Origin of the sequence: Wenyingzhuangia aestuarii (assembly GCF_011927765.1) — a bacterium.
GTDB classification, from domain to species: Bacteria; Bacteroidota; Bacteroidia; order Flavobacteriales; family Flavobacteriaceae; genus Wenyingzhuangia; species Wenyingzhuangia aestuarii.
The window spans coordinates 12,472-32,689 of the sequence record NZ_JAATJG010000013.1; the positions used below are offsets into that span (position 1 = coordinate 12,472).

The window sequence follows — 20,218 nt, forward strand, 5'->3', positions numbered from 1 at the left end:
CACCCAATAGGGTATAAACTATAAAGTAAATTATATTTTATACCTTTTAGGGTATGAAACATGATTAGAAAAATACACGTTAACTAGTTATACTCTAATATTATCTATAGTAATTCATCATCATTTATCGCTAATTCTATCTAATAACTTCTTGAAGTTTTCATAGATCTGACCCTCCATCATTTTGGAATTGTATTGAATATTTAAATATTCAATAATAACACTTATATCATTAGATTTAACAATCCTTCCATTGTACTTTACAAAAGGACCATCTGTTTCTGTTAAAATTTTTTCTTTGGGAATACGACTTATTATCTTTTGTCCATTAATAGATTTTATCATCGATGTATTAATTGAAAAATAATACCCTGACTCTACTATTTCATCAATTAATTTTAATCCACCAGTATACCAATGAAATATTGCATTCTTTATTTTATGCTTTCTAAGCATCATAAGCACCTCTTTTTCAGCTTTTCTAGAATGTATACTTAATATCTTTTGTTTACTTGAAACAACCTGTAAAATCTTTTCAAAACTATCTAATTGAATATTTTTTGTATTTATACCATCTTTTGAGAAATCTAATCCAACTTCTCCTATATATGAAGTATAATCAAGATACTTCATAAACAGAGGTAGTTCCTGAAAATGGTTTGAAGCCAATAGAGGATGTAAACCTAAAGCTAATCTTATTTTTTTTAGATTTTTGACATGAGGGTATCCCATCTTAAAATGACTAGGCAAATTGGTCATTCCTATAGTTAGGATACCATCTCTTTCCAAATCATTTATTAATGATTTTGGGTTAGGATACAAATCTACATGGCAGTGAGTATCTATAATCATAAACCTGATTTAACTATTATCTGATTATTTCCATAGACTCTAACGTATTCTTTTAGTTCTAATCTTGTACGCATTACTAAGTCAGTATACTTATCTAACTTATTCATATCACAAACACCACTAACTATTAATTCATTTTGAATTTCTTTTTTAGAAAATGATTCATTTAAAAAACTTAAAAGAGCCGCAATATCTTGCCCTTTCTTCTTCTTAAAATCAAGATTATTTATATCATTCCCATATGATGTTTTATCATTAAAACCAATAACAGAAGCTCTTCTATATACACAAGGCATACATACACCACAATGAGTTCCAGAGAAATCCCAATGAGCACGATGCCCTCTTTTACCACAGGAATTTGAAGTATCTAATAAATTAAAAAGACTATCTTGGTCTTTACATTTTAAAACCATCTCTCCTTTTGTACAAAACTCATATGGATTGAATATAGAAATATCAAAATCTAATTTACTCCAAATAAAATTTAATACAGAAAGTACTCTAGGATGGGTGGTTCTTGTACTACATGCACTTCTTCTAGAGGAACTTAAAGGAAAATTTAAGGAAACTGACCCATTTTCTGGAACGACAATACTTGATACTTTTTTTGACTGTGCAATAAGGAATGACATACCACTAAATAATAATGATCGACTTCTTAATGTTGTCTCAGTTTTTCTTATAGATGATCTCTCAAGAGACACATTAATAGAAGGAACATGTACATATTGTTTTCCATAAATAGGATTAATCATTTTTAATAAATCCTCCTGATCTTTTTTAGGACCTCCCATTTTCCTATCATAGTGAGAAACTAATAATATTCTTTCATTAGTTTTTGATTTTAGGTGATCCAGAGCACCAATTAACGAATCTAAACCTCCCGAAAATAAGTTCACATGAGTAAAATCACCTTCATACTCTTTTTCTAACGATAGCTTGGGAAAAGAAAATTTATTATAATAAAAACTTACTCTCCAATAATCACCTGTTAAAAAAGACAGCATCTTTTCAATATCTAACTTGATTAATTCCCATAATTTTACATTTGATACTGGTATACTTATTTCAAAATCTCTTGACCAACCATCTACTGAATTTTTCCTTCTTTCAATAAACCTATCAATACCATAGACTGATGCCGAAAAAAAGAAAAAATCGACAGCTAAATCAGACGATAAATTCACAAAAGACAGCAAAGTATTAAAATCAATTTCAACATCAGCACACTCTACCTTATTTTGCACTATTCCTTTGAGTTCTAATCTCACTATTTGATTCTCCTGTTTTTTTTGTTTTTTTATTACCTCAAATGAAGGTCTACCAACTTCTATTCTAGTCATCATTGCTAATAATATTGATTATTGATTCAAAAATATTTTCTATTTCTCTATGCCCTTCTTTTCCACTCCAATCAATATTCTTAACTGATTTTTGTGTATTTAAAATTTCAATCCTACCTAAAATATCTTCTTTTATTATTGAAAAAGTCTCCATACTTATGCTTTTCCCTTTTTGCTGGTCAATTTTTTCAACAAATCGTTGTGATAAATGTTCAAATATGTAAAACCCAAAAAACCTACATAAAACATTCTCTAAAAGATTATTATCAACTACGTTCTTAATATAATCTTCAAATTTTTCAACATCGTCTCCTGTTTCTTCAATTATTTCATCAAAAACTTCACAGCTAGCTTTACTTGCAGCTACTTCATCCATACCTGAACTATCATCTGACATATACATCAAAAGATGATTGATAATATCATCTACAGACTTTCCTACTAATGAGCCAAAACCTATATTATTTAATTCTCTTTCTACTCCATGCTGAGATACTCCAGAAAAAAAACTTGAAATTTTAATTGCTGATTTTCTTCCCCCTTTTCCAAAAGATTTTGAGCGACCACTTATAATAGAAGATTTACCTCCACCAGTTCTAATCAAATTATCAAATGTAGATTGTAAATGCTTCTCTCTTCTTTTTATAATTTTAACAAATTGCTTAGATTCATTTTCAAGAATCTCAGGTGTCTTCTCATCTTCAACATGAGAGTCTAATTTAGATTCATCCTCAACTGTTTTAGCAAGACCCGTAATAGCTCTACTTAAACTTCCCCAATTAGGCTCTCCAGTTACTCCTGGTATAATTCGTTGTGTTGTCCCCATTAATTATTATTGGTTTAATTGTTTGTAAATTTTGGAATCCTTATCAAATAAATTAAGTATAATCTCAACATTACTATTATTTTTAATAGCTAGTTTAATCTGATTACCTATACTAAAAGGTATTTTTGAATTATCAACGTTTTTTATCAGTCTTGAATAATATTCAATAGATTCCTGTACATCTAGAGACATGAATTCAATAAATATCTTATGTACATTAGTTTTTTCTGGATGTTTAGACAATTCTTTAACTAACAATGTATATAACGACTCTAAATCAACAGGAGACAACTTATCTTTAATCTCGGTATTTATAGTATTAGATAATATTTTACCTGACCCATGAGTTATTAACTTTTTAAACAATAAACGAATATGTGCTGGTATTAATGACGCTCCACTAATTGTACCTGATAGTTGATCTCTAGATATCCAAAAGTAATCTCTCAAATCAACTTCTGATAACTTTGGTTCTGTTTTTAACCACATTAACATTTTAGATGTTGCCCAATCAGCTGAATATTTAGTTCTTAAGATTTCAATATTGGATTTTTCCGACAACTCTTCTAATTCTTGTAACTCTTTTGGTTCTCCTTGCTGACTTACTTGCCATTCATAAATTTTCCTAAACAAACCAGGAACTGAATATTCTAAAACCATCAATTTTGCTAAAATATCAATCCTAAAATCATTTATTTTTGCAATTTTAACAAGTCTATTTCTTAAAGTAAAAGTGTTTAAAAATCTTTTTATTTGTCTTGGGTTTCCATTCAAACCTTCAGTTATTATAGATGATAATGAAGCAATAAGGGTAATACTCCCTCTTAATTTTTCATATTTAGCTTCATTAATAACATTCTTTAAATCTCCAAATCCATATGTCCCATATCTATTTCCTTCTCTATAAGTATAAAAATTTGATAAAACTTTTTGAAAATCATCTCCTAATTCTTTTTTACAAAAGAGTAAAGTCATGTATGTTTCAACTTCATTATCTGACAAACGGGGAAGGTTATAAGGAACCTGAATAAGTTTTTCTAAATAATCATTAACTATTCGTTTATTTCTACTATTCGGATCATCTGATAATTCAATTCTGTCTGTTTTATACCTATATTCTATAGCATGTCTGACAATTCGAGGATCTGCACCAATAATAAAAGCTGTTTTCTCTACATTTAAAAAAAGTTTAATAGCCTCTAAATTTTCTATAATTCTTTCAGGTGTACATCTATCTAAGTCATCTATAATAACAACTAGTTTTTTAATTTTAGAATCCCTAATAAGCTCACTAAAACCATCTCTAAACTCCCTTACAAGCATAGATTTCTCTTCTGGTTCTTCATCTTTAATAATTGATTTTAAAAAATTTTCAGAATCCTCTCCTTTTAATTTTTCTAAGATAATAGACGAATCTAAACCTCCCAATTTATTCGCTAAATAAGGAATAAGCGAAGTACCTCCAGTAGAATAAGCTGATGCTATTGGTAATGCTACATTTTTGAAACCTAAACCCAAAACTCGCATCCAATCAACAGACTTAAGTAATTTTCTAGCTTTTATTTTAACTTCAGGAACAAATCTTTCGTTATCTTCGAAAGCTTTAACTATAGACTCTAATAATGCTGCTTTTGCATCATCATAGCCTTCAAACAGCCAACCATTAAAATATAGTACAAATGTTTCATCTTCTAACTTATCTAACTCTTCTTTGGTTATTTTAAGTATACTAGATTTCCCACTTCCCCAATCACCAAAAACACCTATTGTTATTGGTAATAATAAATCATCTTTAATAACTTCTGTTATTAATTCAGCATGTACTTTAAATCCTAGTAAATCTTCTGAGGTTTCATTATCTGACCACATATAGCTTTTTTTTCTAAAAATAGAGAAAACTTATTTATACAAATGTAGGTTACATAGCTTTTTTTAACTTTAGTAATAAATACTTTTACTTATTTATAACATCGACTAGCTTTATGAGTTATAGCTTGAAGTATCAATTACAAATTAAATCGATTTGTTAAATAGAATTTAACACCAATAAATAACTACAGCTATACTACACCAACAACTACACAAAACAACTACTAAACAGAGTGTTAACACTTACTGTATTGGTAAGTAAGCGTATCTAACAAAGGAGAACAAAAGAGCTTGTTAGTAGTTTTGGTACAGAAATAGTACAGCTCTACTCTGTTTGTTTATAGAATGGTATCCATTAATTATTATTTAGGGTTCATCAATTTAAAAAAATCATTTCTTATTGCTGTATCTTTAAAAACTCCAGCATATTCAATTGTGGTTGTTTTAGATGTTTTGTCATTAATACCTCTAGTAGATACACACAAATGCTCTGCTTCTACAACAACAATTACATTATCTGTTTCTAAAACTTTTTTTAGTTCACTAAATATTTGCATACTCATACGTTCTTGTACCTGAGGTCTTTTTGCATAATAATCTACCACCCTATTAATTTTAGAAAGTCCTATTACTTTTCCGCTTGATACATAACCTATATGGGCTTTTCCTACAATAGGCAAAAAATGATGCTCACATGATGAGTTAAAAGTAATATCACTTTCTACTAACATTTTATTATAATCATATTTGTTGTCAAATACAGATAGCTTAGGTTTGTTTACAGGATTTAATCCCATAAATAATTCTTTTACATACATTTTGGCTACTCTGTAGGGAGTTCCTTTTAAACTATCATCTGTTAAATCCAAACCTAATTCTTCCATAATTTTATGAAAGTGTTCTTGAATAACCTTTATTTTTTCCTCATCCGATTTCTTAAACGCATCGGGTCTTAAAGGTGTTTTTAAAGATGTCATTTGATGGTTATCTCCCATCTGTTCAAATTTATTATTTTCCATTTTTATTATTTTATTATTTTATTAATCAATTAGTTGTGCTTTGCAATCTGTTAAAATGTAATTAAAATGTTCAACGTTATCTGCATTTAATTGCAGTGTACCTGTAACCATTAATAGATCATCTGTTTTAAACTTAGCAACAGTTGTACTTTGTAACTCTATGGCAGTTTCAGGGCCACCACCTCCACAAAAAAAACACGAAGACATAGGCCCTTTTGATAAAACATATAACTTCCCTTTGGGATCTACATCTAAAAAATAGCCCTTTATACTTACTTGCTTTCCTTCTAAACTTTTTACAGAAACAGAAAAATGAGGATATAAAAAGGTTTCTTTATACACTGAAAAATATTTTTCTGTATATTTTATTTTTGATAAATCTTGCCAGGTAATCTTTTGTTGTCCGTAGTTAACAAAACAAATACCTAGAGTAAAAAAGAAGATGATTTTATTTTTCATGACTCAAAATAGTTGAAATATTCATTTTTATAATAGGATAAATCACAAGTAAAACAGAAGTAATAACTACGGTAAATATTAATCCCCCAACTTGTAAATAAGCTCTAAAAGAAAGTGCTTGTAAAATGTTTTGTTGGTCAAAAACATCTATTAGGTTAAACATAAAATAAAGTCCCCCTTTTGTTAAAATTACCCCCAATACAAAGGCTATAAAAACAATTATAAAAGCTTCGTAAGCCACCATTTTTAACAATTGAAAATTGCTAGCTCCATAGGTTCTAAAAAGAGCTAAATAAACAGAATGCTCTTTGATCATTTTATAAATACTCATAAAAATAATGATACTAGATACTAGAAAAATAATATAGGCTATGATAGAAATAACAGTAAAACCAATGCCTGTATACTCATATAATTTATCCAATTCGTATTTTGGCAATGCAGCTTGTAAATTGGTGTTTTTATTTACTTTCTTAGGCATTGTTAAGAATCCTAAAGGAGATTTAAAAGCAATTAACAAAGAGGTTATTTCTCTAATTTCTTTAGCATTCTGTTTTTCTTCTTTATGGTAATGATGAACATCCCATATCGTTTCTAAGTCTGTTACAATTAACCTATCTATTACTTTGTTAGCCTGTTTGTAAACTCCCACAACAGTTAACGGTTCTGTATGAACCTCAAGCTCATTTTCCATTAGTCCATGAGAACTTAAAAAAGTATCTCCTAATTTAAGTCCTAATTGTTTAGCTACATGGTACCCAAGTACAACTTCCATAGTCTTGTTTGCTTGTCTACCTTTTTCTAATTGTGCTTTGTATAAACTAGAGAATTGTTTGGTAGTTCCTATAATTCTATAACCTTTGTAATTATCTCCATAAGAAATAGGAATTGCTGTTTTTACAAGTGGACTTTCACTAATTTTTTTAGCATTATTATATAAAATATTTCCAGTAGGATTGTCTATATGTAATACTGATGACAGTACCAATTGTAACGGACTTCCTTTGGCTCCAACCACCATATCAATTTCTTGAACATTGTTTGTTATTTGATATTGAAATGTTTTTTTTAGTTGCTGAATTCCTAAAAGAAGCATCATACTTAATGCCAACGTAAAAATGCTAACCAATGTGTAGCCTTGTTTACTTTTTATATTTTGTACACTTATCTTCCAAATGGTCATAACAAAATGGTATTAGATAATAAAGATTTTACTCTTTGATCATGCGTAATTACAATAAGATTGGCCTTAGATTGTACTGCTTGTTTTTGCAACAATTTTACAACTACATTACAATTCTCATCATCTAAACTAGATGTAGGTTCATCTGCCAAAATAATTTTAGGATTGTGAATTACAGCTAGTGCAATACCTAATCTTTGTAGTTGGCCTTGACTAAGCTCATTTATTTTACATTTTTTGTATTCCATTAATCCTAATTCCTTTAACAAATCATCTATCTTTTTATTATTGATGATTTGCTTACTAAAAAAAAGACGAGCTTGTAAGTTTTGTAAAACCGTTAAAGATTGTACAGCATGATTGTTTTGAAATACAAGCCCTATATTTTGACCTCTAAACAAATCTAATTTTTGATGAGATAAAGAATTGATACAAACATCATCAATCATTACCTTTCCGTTAGTGGGGCTTAATAAACCTGCTAACAAGTGTAAAAAAGTTGTTTTTCCTACTCCCGATTTTCCTAAAACAAGTAAATTTTCCTGTTGCTTTAAATAGATGTTTGGGAACTTAAAAACATGTTCCTTTTTTGGATAATGAAACGTAAGATTGCTTGTTTGTATCATTTTAACTATTATTAAGGTTACACTGATCTAAACTATAGGCCACTGGTCTTTTTGAGGGAATAATTCCTTTTTCCACAACAATATCTCATCATCTGTAAGTAAGCATCTGTTTAATTGATGTATCATGTCTTGTTTATCCAAATTTTGTCCAATAAACACCAACTCTATTTTTCTGTCTCCAAACGCAGAATCCCAATTGCTTTCTATTTGATTTCTATTCTCATGAAATACAGCATGATTTATTCGATCACCATAAGACATAGATGCCCACCAAACTCCTGCAGAATCTGCCTTACAAGAACCACCTGCTGAACTCCAAACCAAAGCTTGATTAGATCTGGATGCCAACCAAAACAAACCTTTACTTCGTATAATATTTTGAGGAAAATTGGTGTTTAAATACCTTAAAAAACGATCTGGATGAAATGGTTTTTTACTTCTAAAAACTAGAGAACTTATATCGTATTCTTCTGTTTCTGGAGTATGTTCGTTTTCAAGTTCTTTAATCCACCCTGCAGAAGACTCAGCTTTGTCATAGTCAAACAAACCTGTATTTAACACGTTCTCTAGCTCTACTTTAGATTCTTTGGCTGTAATAATTTTAGCTTCTGGATTTAATTTGTGAACAATGGCTGTAAGTTCACTTAACTGTTCTACTGTTACCAAATCCATTTTATTTATAATAATAACATTGGCAAATTCTATTTGATCAGTTAATAAATTTACAATCGTTCTATCGTCTCCTTCTATATCTGTTAAAGATCTTGTTGCCAAATAATCAGAACTAGAAAAATCTTTTAAAAAATTAAAGGCATCTACCACCGTAACCATGGTATCTACATAACTAAACCTGCTTAAATCTATTTTACCATCTTCACTTTCAAACGTAAAAGTTTGGGCTACAGGAATGGGTTCACTAATTCCCGTACTCTCTATTAACAAATAGTCAAATTTGTTTTGAGAAGCTAATTTTTCTACCTCAACCATTAAATCTTCACGCAACGTACAACAAATACATCCATTAGACATTTCTACTAACTTTTCTTCGGTTCTAGAAAGTGTGTTTTCATTTTCTATGAATTGAGCATCTATATTCACTTCACTCATATCATTTACAATTACAGCGACTTTTAAGCCCTGTTTGTTATGTAAAATATGATTTAACAAAGTGGTTTTTCCTGCTCCTAGAAAACCACTTAATACGGTTACAGGTAATTTTTTCATCTTAGTTTTATTCAATAATTTTTATATCTATAGAAGTTCTGCTTTGCCATCCTGTGGCATCTGTTACAGAATACGCACAGTGATAATCACCTGTATCTATATCATTTGGAATTGTAATTGGAATGTTAATTTCATAACTAGTTAACTCCCCTTCTATAGCGTAATTTTCAATAATCAACAATGGATTTATAGCTTGTTTTATTTCTTCTAAATCACATTCTGTTACTTGATCGTCATGAGTGTGATGATCAAAATTGTGATGGATATTTAAACTATAAGAAGCTAGTTCTTTATTATCGGTAACTTTTGCTTTAAAAGAATACGTTTCGCCTCTGGAAAGTTGAGCACAACCTTGAGGAAACCCCTGTTCGTAATTAACTGTAATGCTTGGTTTTTCTTCATCTTTATCAATACTATTATCATTGGTACAGGAGATAATGAGTAACGTAAACCCTAAAAAATACTTTAATACTGATTTCATGTTGTAAGAATTAAACCGCATAGCCTATGCTACTATGCGGTATGATGATTTTTAATTAAGCAGCAGTAACATCAATATGAGTTTCATATTCTTTGATATTACCATCTTCATCTTCTACAGTAAACGTAATATGATATTCTCCTGCAGGTGCCGTAGCAGGAACGTCTATATGTTTATGGAATTCTACTTCTGTTTCTTCGTGGTATCCATCTAAGTATTCTTCTTCAAAATCCCATTCTACTTCACCTTCAGCCACAGTTAATCCGTGAGCGTGAATATCTACAGTAATATTATGTATTCCGTTAACGGCATTTATCATAAATTCTGCATGAAAGTCATCTCCTCTAGTAACAGAACTGTCTATTGAAACTTCACTTATATGTATATGTTCAATTAGAATATGTCCCTCTACCTCTGCTTTATTACCATTTTCATCAGTAACCACTAATTCCACATGATACTCTCCTGCTGGAGCAGTATCAGGAATATCTATATGCTCATGAAATCCTGGGTTTAGAACTAAATATTTCTCATCTTTAAATACTTTTTCAAAATCCCATTCTTCTTCTCCATCACCTGGCACTGCCTCGTGTGAATGAATACTAAGTGAAATACTTGCTATTTTTACATCTGAAATAATTGCTGCTTCTAAATGCATGTCTGATCCTATAAACGCATAAGCTTCCGTTTCTTTTTCTTCATGATCAGGGTCTCCACCCTCGTCATGATGACCTTCTCCATATTCAAAACTAGAAATAACTGGACCTACTAGTTCAATACTGTCATCATCCTTGTTACAAGATTGAAAAGTCAATGCTAAAAAAGCAATAATGGCTAAAAATTTAAATTTTGTTTTCATGATTTTTATTTTATAATTAATTGATAATACTTAATGGGATGGATAGCTTGACTGCTTCATTCTCTCCAGATTCTTTTACATATATATTTAACCAATAGTCTCCTACAGGAAGTTCTGTATCTACATCCATGTGATAATGAACGTGAGGTTTGTTTTGATTTTCATAAAGACTTTTTGGAAGTACTATAACAATAGTATCCCAATCACCAACAGCTACGTTTTGTCCTTCTCTCCATTCTTCAAACCACAGTTCGTATTTTACTTCACTAACCGTATTGGCTCCTGCATCAAATTCAAACTCGGTATGTAATTCATCACTACCATATTCAACTTGGTTGTTGTTCCCTAGTTTTACTTCTGAGAATTTTTTAACAATTTCAAATTGTTTGGTAATAGAACTTGTCGAATTATCTTCCTCTACTATTGTAATTTTTAAACTATACACACCTTTTGCAGGTCTTACTTTTGGAAACAATTCGTTTTCAGGATCAAAAAACACATGGTAATGTATATGAGAATTTAACTGTCCTGCATAGTAATCTTCATCAACTAAATGGTTAGAGACTTGCCATTTTACCTCTCCTGTATTGGGTTCTTCTACATTTACAGGATTGATGTCATAATAAATTTTGGTCACCTTTCTTTCCCCCGTATAATCAAACTGCGTGTGTAAGTCTGGATTAAATTGCGGAACTTTAAAATCGGTATTTCCTATTTCTATATTTTCAAACTTTTCTTGATTTAGATCCACATTCTCATCAATGTTGTTATCATCACTACTACAAGACTGTAAAGACAATCCTAAAAAAACAATGAGGGCTAAAAATTTAAATTTTGGTTTCATTCTACTTGTTTTCATTTTGTTAATTTGATTATTGATTATTTTTAAAAAGGCATGGTTAAGGATAGTGATAGATTTCTACCTGCTTCTGGCACATCTATCAATCGGTAAAAACTGGTATGATTAAAGTATTTGGTATTAAATATATTATTCAGCTTGATACGTATGTCTATAGGATTGTTGTTTTGAAATACATCTACTTTAGATAGAAAAGACATATTTAAAACCTGAAAACCTTCTGTTTTTTCTTCTGGAGGCACTATTTCTTCCTGAGCTGCTGTAATTCTATAAGAGGCTATAATTTGAGGGTTCTTAAAAAAGAAGACATTTTTAAATTGATAATTTGCCGAAAACAACGCAGACAATGGAGGAGCAAATGGTAAGGTAAATCCTTCTTTAGCACCACTGGTTTGTCTAGAATACACGTATTCTACTGATGCATCTAATTGTAAAAATTTAAAGATTGAAGTACTAGCTTTAAACTCTCCTCCTATTCTAAAAACTTTACTTTGTGTAAACTCATAAATCTGTAAGGTTTCAAAATAATTGGATGTAGGATTTAGATAAATATAGTTTTGAAATATATTTACAAACGGACTCACTCCAACACTAAAATATTTTGTGGTATGATCAATAGCTACATCTAATTGATAGGAGATTTCTGCATCTAAATTTAGATTCCCTTTTTCATAACGATACATGTGATAGTTTACACCATTAGAGGTTAATTCATTAGACAAAGGCATTCTAAAACTTCTACCAATATTTATTTTATAGGTAGTGTTGTTTTGAAGATAACTAACCCCTAAAGAAGCACTTAAACTTTTAAAATTTAAATTTTTATTTTGTGCTCTTTGTAAATATACCTCAGATGTAGAACCATTATTGTTTGCAACCGTTGATGGAAACCAATCGTAATAAGCATTGGTGTTTAACCAAACATAATCGTAACGAAAACCTGCTAAGAGGTGTAAATTAGAGTTCATTTCAAATTGATCATATCCAAAAACCCCCGCAGTAAAACGATGGTACGCGGGTATTAAAAATCCCCATCCACCAATATGATTATCTTGATGTTCTAGATTGGCCCCAAGTACCATGTGATGTTGATTATTGAACTCAAAAGCATCTCTTACATTTAAAGAATAAGTGCTTTTATCAAATAATCTTTCTTTGGTAGTAGATGGTTTTGGCATATAACCATGGGGTACAGGTTCTGAATGTTCTTCTCTTTGATTGTTTTGATAGCCTACATCTACATAAAAAGTGTGGTTCTCTTTTTCTATAGTAGTATTGTTGGTTATTTTAAAATGATTTACTTTATGAAAAGGCAAATCAATATCTCTACTAGAACCATCATAATCTATAGTAGATGTTCTTACTTCTAAACCATGAGCATTGGCAAAAAAACCGTTTTTTGCATTTACGTTACTAAACACAGTTTCTGATTTTATGTGGTTTGAAACATAGCCAATACCTATACTTGCATCTGCTTCTTTACCTGCTGTATTTCTTAAATTATTGTTGTGTAAATTAAAAATGTAATTTTCGTACTTAATTTTATCTGTGGGTACTTTGTAATCGCCATAATCTCTGTAAGTAATTCGTCCACGGTAAAACCATTTATCCTTTCTAGAGGTTATTCCTGCAGAAACTCCTAATAAATCATTGTTACTTTCTCCTAATAAATTAACCTCTCCACTAAAAGAATTTTGCAACGGAATTTTATTGGGTTGAATGTTTACAACACCCGCAATAGCATCAGACCCATATAACAAAGATGCAGGACCTTTAATAATTTGTATATGCTCTATACCGTATTGATCTATTTCCAATCCATGGTCGTTCCCCCATTGTTGTGCTTCGTGTTTTATTCCGTTTTGTACTACTGCTACTCTGTTAAACCCTAAACCTCTAATGACTGGCTTAGACTGACCTGACCCAATAGTTATAGTACTTACTCCAGGAATTTTACTCAAAGTCTGCATCAAACTATTTTCTCTGTTTCCTTCTAAAAATTCTTTAGAAACAATTTGAGAAACCATAGGATTTTCTTTTTGTATTCGCTCTTTTGATTTTGCCAAAACTTGAACTTCGTCTAAATTTGTAGAAGTCTGTTTTAAATAAATCTTAATGAAATCTTTATTTTCATCTGCACGAACAGTAACCATTTTACAAGCATAACCCAAACAACACACTTTAAAAGAACAAGATTCTTTGTTTGTATTGTTAATCATAAACTCGCCATTTGTAGATGATATAGACCATAAATTTTCACCAATAATATTAGCTCCTACTATGGGATCTAATGTATTTGCACTTACCACAACTCCCTTTACTTGAAAAGAATTTTGTGCATACGAAATTGAGTATAGACTAATAAATAGCCATACACTCAGTATTTTATAAAACATAATGAGCTATTATAAATTTTTAAAATAATGTCCCATAAAAGGGATGACTCTAAAACTTATACATGAAAAGATTAAGAAACTAAAACATTAATTTCTTTAAAGACTGATTTTATAACCATTCATTTTAAATATTGAATTAACAAATCAACATGTATAAGCTATTTATAATAAAAAAGGTGGGGGTCTAGAAAAAAGTTGATTTGTATTTAACCTACTTAAAACAGCAAAATGATAATTATTAACAACCTTATCAATATTAAAATTCTCAATATTATATAATCGAAAAATCAAAAAGTACAAATTTTTAAATCAAAACGTGCATTTTTTCCAAAGATAACAATACATTTTAAACTGCTTTAAATAGTCTTTTAAAGCAGTTTAAAACAAACTTAAACATTCAGACTGAATCTAACACTATCTCCTCTTAGAAGCCTCTTTGTATTGGTTAGATTATTCTCATATATGTGTACATTAGCCAACATCAGCGTTATGTTGTTTAAAGGCAAGCCTATTTTACGACTTATAAGCCACAAATGATAAATATCTGAAGGCAAACCTAGACTAGCATCAGAACTACGTAAATAAGCCGTAATAGACAGCCCTCCATTGTTTATTTGGAACTGTATCAAGCTCACACAGGGTTGCTGATTAGTTTCTACTCCATTTTCGCCTAGGAACAAAACGTAATTCTTAGAACTTCTTAATTCATCATTAATTTTATCAATGAGTTCCGGGAGTTTTTCAAAATATTTTGGATATGAATTTTTAAGCCTTTCCCCGCAGTAATTCCACCAACTTATACCAGCTTCGTTGTACTCCTCAACTCGCTCAACTCCTAGAGTAAACAAATCTAGTTCTTGTTTTAATTTATTTCTTGCTATTGCATGATCTTCAAACACTTCTAACAAATCTCCTTTTTGAAGTTCTAATATTTGATTTAAAAGATACTTTATTGCACCTTTTTTATTTGTTTGCAACTCTCCTTTAGTCACAATTTCACTAAGTAGTTTATGATATTTATTCATATTTTAAGTTTATATTTGTTATTCCTACGTTTAATGCATAAAAGCCCACAAGCACTTGAAGACTTTTAGTCCTCCAGTAGCCTGTGGGCTCTGTGTTTATATAAGCGTAGGAACTTTTTATTTACAGCTGGAGGACTTTTATTCACTCCAATTGATTTTCAAATTACTTAATCAACCAATAAATCGGTGTTGAAATTCTTAGTAATGCGTAACGTATTTGTGCTACTCTTTCGTGCTTTATTTTTCCGAATCTGATAAGATTATTACAATATTGCTTATCATACGTTTTCTTAGCTTTAAACCAACTTTTACCCGAATAACTAGGTAGATAAACTAAATACTGATAATCATGTAGCATTGCCGAAACCTCTAGCTTAGGAATGTCGTAAACATCTTTTACAATGGTTGCTCCATCATATGCTGTTGGATGCTCTATGAAATAATCATAAGCTGATAAAAAAAGTGAAATTTCATTTTTATGAAATTTCTTAATTTCTAGCAATCGTTTTAATACAAAGTATTTTGCTTCTAACCTTTGAAATCTTTGTGTTAATCCCTCAAAGTGTTGCTTTTTAAAAAAATCGTTTTTACTCCAAAACATAGCTTAACTAATTACATATTTAATATATTCTCCTACGGTTGTATCTACTGTTCCTTCTACAATCTTATTTAACACGTCATTTAACAAATCTGTATCAGTTTCAGAATCTATTGCGTTAATTAATGCTGTAGCATCTCCTGTGGCTTTCCAATCCTCAATTAAATCTTTATAAGCTGTATAAAACTTAGTGTACATAATTGGATTTGATGCCTGCATTTTACTTTCCGCATTAGAACGTTCTTTTTTTAAAAATTCCTTTGATGCTCTGGATACATAGTTTACTACTTCATGAGCATCATTATGTACAGGCTCTAATTCATGTTTGTAAAAATCTGTAGCTTTTTGTTTTATAGGATTTCCGTTTTCATTGTAATACAGAATTTTTTTACTAGTACCTATAAAAACATTTTCAACCTCTTTGTAGGTAGCATAGTGCTTCTGATAAAAAATAGTAACTACCTCTTTATTTTTAAAGGTTCTCTTTTTATACTCTTTAACTCCTTTAGGATTTATAAAAGGCTCGTGTTCCATTAAAAAACCTAATTGGTCAAATGGGATAGATTCTACATTTGGATAAATATTTAATAGCCAATTTGCTTTTTCTGATATGATTTTTTCTAAGTATGTTTTCATTATATTATTTACTGAATTATTCGTATTTCTAAAATTTCAATTTTTAAATTACCAGTATTAACACGTATAAATAATTCATCCTGAATACTTTCAGGTAAAGTGCTTAGAATGACAAAACTTTCTGTTTTATGTGATATAATACCATTCGATCTTTCTATGTAAAAACTTTCATTGTAAGGTGATCTGAAAGATGTATTATTTAAACCTATACCTAACCCTCCTCTAACATCTAAATATACTTCAGAGATATCATCTATTGTTACTAGTCTAATAGCATCAGAAACTCTAGTTGGGGCAGAAGCCTCATATTGAGAAGTAAAAACTTGAAATTTAAGTCTAAAATCAGTAGACGCAGGTAATGGTATACCAGATATATTATACTTATAATTAGTGTTTTCAGAAATAGGTGATATAACTCCATCTTTAGTGATATCACCAATACCCGAAATATGTTCCCAATCCCCAGCAGGAATATCAGTAGTTAACCCCGCTTTAGGTATATAAATATCTCCATAACTAACAGTAAAAGCATTGGAAAATATACGTGTTGCACCGTTGTGAAGTAATAACCAATACACGTTATTTATTTCAGTTGTTCCGTCTAATTCAAACGCATCTGTACCATGGGTTGCTGTGTCATGAATATTAACCCCTGTTATATTCACTTCCATAGAACTATCATTAATAAAAGTTAAGGAGTTTACTTGTAGTTCTCTTATTACTTTAGTTTCATCATGGATAGGTAGTCCATTTGCATCTAACAAAGGTTCTTGGGAATATCTAACAAAACGAGCCAACATATTTTCGACTGGCTCTTTAAAAAATGCCCCGTTGATAGTAATAGTTCTACTTTGTGTAGGTGGTACAGATAAAGGTGATAAATTATTAAAATATGGTTTTGGATAAGAACTAAAACCTGCTCCTTCAACAATATCTACAATGTTTTCACTTGTTAACTGTACTGGTAATGTAGAACCTACAACTCTCCAACAAAATTTACTTGCATCGTTTTTAAAGATGATTACAGACATATTTCTATCGGTAAATACAATTTTACTATCGGTTAAAGAATTATATTCTAAATTTTCGGGGGCTCCTGTAAATCTAATTTCTGTGTTTAAAGCTTCTGTAGTAATTTCTACTTCAAATAAGTCTTCTGTAATATTTGTCTCATCAATAGTTACAAAAAGGGTAGCCTCCGTTATGGTTACAATTTTGTTGTGGTGTGCATTGGTAATATCTTCTCCTGCTGAATTGGTAGCGGTGGTAACGGTGGTTGTTCGTTTTGCTTGTTTACCATTAACTAAAGTTTTTAATACCTTTCCCTGTGCTGCGGATAATGCTTCTGTTGTGCTATCAGAAGTTAGCGTGTTGTTTACTGTTGTACTAGCTCCAACCTCTGTCCAATTACTTAAATTTGTTTGATCTTGTCCGTTCCATTTATAATGTGTTTCCGTTTCTAAAACTCCAACAATTATTAAAGGATAGCATTTGTCTAAAGTTTTTAAGTCATTTAAAAACTCAACAATTTCAGAATCATCAAGCGGTTGAGATGCTTGACGTTTTACACCTGTAGGGAATTCAAACCCACCACTATATACTTTTCCCATAATTAACTAATTCCAAAGTTTATACTTGCATTCACTGTTTGTCTAGTAACATATAAATACATATTTGTTGTTGTGTTATCTGCTAATTTTACAACTACTGTTTTCTTTAAAAAGAAGGCTGTTGTACTATTAAAATCGCCAACGGTTAAAGCAAAGCTAGTTCCGTTATCTTTTAAAGTTGCATTGCTTTTGGTAGATAGAAATGCTACGTGCTTATTATTTACTGTAGCTGCATAATTTTGAGTAGCACTAGAACTTATTGTTTTTGTTAAAGTTGATAAAGTTGTGTACTCGTAATCTGTAGGTTCTTGAGCATCTAATTGACCTCTGTATTGAGGGACGTACGCTGTAATACTTTTTGTAATACTAAGCATTGTTGTATTAGCCTTAGCAGTTTCAATACTAGCAACTGTATTTGTTCCTCCTTTGTTGTCGGTATAGGTAGTTGTACCCGCATTGTTGTAAACTTCAAATGTATAAACATTGCTACCTGCAGTTAATGAGTATGCTGGGATAGATTTTTGTACGCTGTTAGATCCTGGAGCATTGTCATCAATCACCGTGCTATTATCGGGAGCTTTTACAACAACTCTATTTAAGTTTCCTGTTAAATTTCCTGCAGTAGATCCGTCTCCGTTTTTAATTTGTCCTGGAGAAAAAATAATATCAACTAAAGCATCTGTATAACTGGTACCTGCTTCTTTTGTAGCGGTGTCCATGTTGTTAACTGTCAAACTACGATTGGAACTTATAAAAGCTAAAATAGTAGATACAAACGCTTGATCTAATATTGAACTAAATTCACGCTCTTTCAAAGTTGCAATATCTGTACCTACAGGAATGTTACCTACAGGACTAGTTGTTAAGATTCCATCTGCAATGGTGGTGGTGTATTTACCCGTAGCACCCCCATGTAACTCTTCGTCTTCTATATGGTTTTGAAAAGCTTCAGCATCAGCTTTAGAACTAAGAAGGTTATCAATGCCTTCTACTTCAGCAACAGGCACTTTATCTTCCTTATGTCTAAAAGACGAAAAAGATTGTGCAAATTGGCTTTGTGTTGGTTTTAAACCTGTTTTAAACCAATTTAAAATTGTGGTTAAATTTGCCATAATTATTATTTAGCTTATTGTTCTTTTAATCCAAAGTCCAACCCTATAAGGTTGTAAGTTGTTATGAGATTCGTTATTCCCTATTTCTTCAATAGGATACCTATCTATATCCCTACTATTTCCATTATGATACCCATCATCTTGATCTATATAACCAGTACCATCTTGTGCTGATTCAGTTTTAAACTTAACACCTTTTGACCATTTCCATTTAGGGGTGTGCTTAGGTAATTGCCCAACCGTTAAACTTTGTGTTTTAGACCCTCCAGTAGCGTTTAAGGTGTTAAAATTAGAATCTCCTACTTGTTGACCTACTGGCACTAATCCTCTCATTGTAGTGTCTTCTTCCCACCCGTCTGGTATCGATGCCAATGTTCCTCTCCACCAAACAGAACCTAATCCACTATTAAAAACTGCATTCGTTTTCTCTAACTCATCCATTCTGGACATTAGTGTTAAAATAGGATCTATTCTTTTAAAGTCTGCCCAATCAATACTATTGGTAGTATTTCCAAAAGTGGCATATCTTGTATAGTAAACAGGTTTAGTTACTAAATCTGCAAATTCAACATTTTGAACATCTTCTTTAATGTAAATTTTAGATTGTAGTGTTCCTCCTTTAAACGATATTAGTTCATCGTTTAAATAAATATAACCATCACTAACATTACTCCCTACAACGGTACAGCCACTAACAATGACTTTATCACCCATGGCTTTTCCATAAGCATTAAAAATACTATAGGCTTTTTGAACCTCTAGCAATGTTTCCGTTTCCAATGGAAAACCTCCTATTTGCTGAAAATTAATATGATTCATAATCCAACTACTTTAAATCTTTTAACATCTTGTTTATATTCATTCACTAAAGCTTCAATAGCATAGTTGTTTTCTGTAATTATAGAGCTTGGTGCATATACAATAAAATCAACTCCTGTATCGGCATAATCAGACCTACTATGAAGCGTTAACTTTCCTAAATACTTAGGGTTTTGTTCTACTCTTGTGTATATATAAGTTCGGTCATATTGATTCCCATCCGCTATTTGTATTCTGCGTTGAGTGCTATCAAACCTATCATTCAAAACTTTCCTTAAATAACAAACCTGTCCACTGTGTTCAAGGTTATATAACCTAGCATCTCTGTTAATTATCCAATCATTATATATAGTTTTTATAGGCTCTAAAGAAACAGAGACAAAAACCATAAATACTTTTTTTTGTAAAAACGGAGGTGT

20 protein-coding genes are annotated in these 20,218 nt (G+C 30.7%); all 20 read right to left on the minus strand.

Going from position 1 to position 20,218, the window contains the following annotated elements:
• Positions 1–120: 120 nt before the first annotated feature.
• Positions 121–852 carry a Qat anti-phage system TatD family nuclease QatD gene (qatD, locus tag GGR97_RS11870; protein ID WP_167898739.1) on the minus strand — a complete coding sequence of 244 codons (732 nt, stop codon included), beginning with the start codon at positions 850–852 and terminating at the stop codon, positions 121–123.
• A complete protein-coding gene (gene qatC / locus GGR97_RS11875) occupies positions 849–2,201 on the minus strand; it encodes a Qat anti-phage system QueC-like protein QatC (RefSeq protein WP_167898740.1) in 1,353 nt (450 codons plus the stop codon). Before qatC ends, qatD begins: the two co-directional genes overlap by 4 nt.
• Positions 2,191–3,024: a hypothetical protein gene (locus GGR97_RS11880; RefSeq protein WP_167898741.1), complete on the minus strand. Its 834-nt coding sequence runs from the start codon at positions 3,022–3,024 to the stop codon at positions 2,191–2,193. Before GGR97_RS11880 ends, qatC begins: the two co-directional genes overlap by 11 nt.
• 6 nt (positions 3,025–3,030) lie before the next feature.
• A complete protein-coding gene (locus tag GGR97_RS11885) occupies positions 3,031–4,893 on the minus strand; it encodes a KAP family P-loop NTPase fold protein (RefSeq protein ID WP_167898742.1) in 1,863 nt (620 codons plus the stop codon).
• Between the two features lie 362 nt (positions 4,894–5,255).
• Positions 5,256–5,912 carry a GTP cyclohydrolase I FolE gene (gene folE / locus GGR97_RS11890; RefSeq protein WP_167898743.1) on the minus strand — a complete coding sequence of 219 codons (657 nt, stop codon included), beginning with the start codon at positions 5,910–5,912 and terminating at the stop codon, positions 5,256–5,258.
• Positions 5,913–5,933: 21 nt separating this feature from the next.
• Positions 5,934–6,371, minus strand: a complete 438-nt coding sequence (locus tag GGR97_RS11895; protein WP_167898744.1) for a hypothetical protein — start codon at positions 6,369–6,371, stop codon at positions 5,934–5,936.
• The gene (locus GGR97_RS11900; protein WP_167898745.1) at positions 6,361–7,554 is read right to left on the minus strand and encodes an ABC transporter permease; all 1,194 of its coding nucleotides are present in this window, start codon (positions 7,552–7,554) and stop codon (positions 6,361–6,363) included. Before GGR97_RS11900 ends, GGR97_RS11895 begins: the two co-directional genes overlap by 11 nt.
• Positions 7,551–8,180: an ABC transporter ATP-binding protein gene (locus GGR97_RS11905; RefSeq protein WP_167898746.1), complete on the minus strand. Its 630-nt coding sequence runs from the start codon at positions 8,178–8,180 to the stop codon at positions 7,551–7,553. The genes GGR97_RS11900 and GGR97_RS11905 overlap by 4 nt, the downstream gene beginning before the upstream one ends.
• Before the next feature lie 27 nt (positions 8,181–8,207).
• Entirely contained in the window at positions 8,208–9,404 is a 1,197-nt protein-coding gene (locus GGR97_RS11910; RefSeq protein WP_167898747.1) for a GTP-binding protein, read from the minus strand.
• Positions 9,405–9,411: 7 nt separating this feature from the next.
• The gene (locus GGR97_RS11915; protein WP_167898748.1) at positions 9,412–9,885 is read right to left on the minus strand and encodes a DUF4625 domain-containing protein; all 474 of its coding nucleotides are present in this window, start codon (positions 9,883–9,885) and stop codon (positions 9,412–9,414) included.
• A gap of 55 nt (positions 9,886–9,940) precedes the next feature.
• Positions 9,941–10,744, minus strand: coding sequence for a DUF4625 domain-containing protein (locus GGR97_RS11920; protein ID WP_167898749.1), 804 nt, complete (start codon positions 10,742–10,744; stop codon positions 9,941–9,943).
• Between the two features lie 16 nt (positions 10,745–10,760).
• On the minus strand, positions 10,761–11,603 hold the full coding sequence (locus GGR97_RS11925) for a hypothetical protein (RefSeq protein ID WP_167898750.1): 843 nt from the start codon (positions 11,601–11,603) through the stop codon (positions 10,761–10,763).
• A 26-nt stretch (positions 11,604–11,629) separates the two neighbouring features.
• A complete protein-coding gene (locus GGR97_RS11930) occupies positions 11,630–13,999 on the minus strand; it encodes a TonB-dependent receptor (protein ID WP_167898751.1) in 2,370 nt (789 codons plus the stop codon).
• A gap of 389 nt (positions 14,000–14,388) precedes the next feature.
• A complete protein-coding gene (locus GGR97_RS11935) occupies positions 14,389–15,024 on the minus strand; it encodes a thymidylate synthase (protein WP_167898752.1) in 636 nt (211 codons plus the stop codon).
• Positions 15,025–15,187: 163 nt separating this feature from the next.
• Positions 15,188–15,625: a hypothetical protein gene (locus GGR97_RS11940; RefSeq protein ID WP_167898753.1), complete on the minus strand. Its 438-nt coding sequence runs from the start codon at positions 15,623–15,625 to the stop codon at positions 15,188–15,190.
• 3 nt (positions 15,626–15,628) lie between these two features.
• Positions 15,629–16,258, minus strand: coding sequence for a DUF2400 domain-containing protein (locus tag GGR97_RS11945; RefSeq protein ID WP_167898754.1), 630 nt, complete (start codon positions 16,256–16,258; stop codon positions 15,629–15,631).
• Between the two features lie 8 nt (positions 16,259–16,266).
• Positions 16,267–17,868, minus strand: coding sequence for a hypothetical protein (locus GGR97_RS11950; RefSeq protein ID WP_167898755.1), 1,602 nt, complete (start codon positions 17,866–17,868; stop codon positions 16,267–16,269).
• A gap of 2 nt (positions 17,869–17,870) precedes the next feature.
• Complete coding sequence (locus GGR97_RS11955) at positions 17,871–18,980, minus strand: hypothetical protein (RefSeq protein WP_167898756.1); 1,110 nt, start codon at positions 18,978–18,980, stop codon at positions 17,871–17,873.
• Between the two features lie 9 nt (positions 18,981–18,989).
• Positions 18,990–19,799: a hypothetical protein gene (locus tag GGR97_RS11960; RefSeq protein ID WP_167898757.1), complete on the minus strand. Its 810-nt coding sequence runs from the start codon at positions 19,797–19,799 to the stop codon at positions 18,990–18,992.
• The gene (locus tag GGR97_RS11965) at positions 19,796–20,188 is read right to left on the minus strand and encodes a hypothetical protein (protein ID WP_167898758.1); all 393 of its coding nucleotides are present in this window, start codon (positions 20,186–20,188) and stop codon (positions 19,796–19,798) included. Before GGR97_RS11965 ends, GGR97_RS11960 begins: the two co-directional genes overlap by 4 nt.
• Between the last annotated feature and the right edge of the window lie 30 nt (positions 20,189–20,218).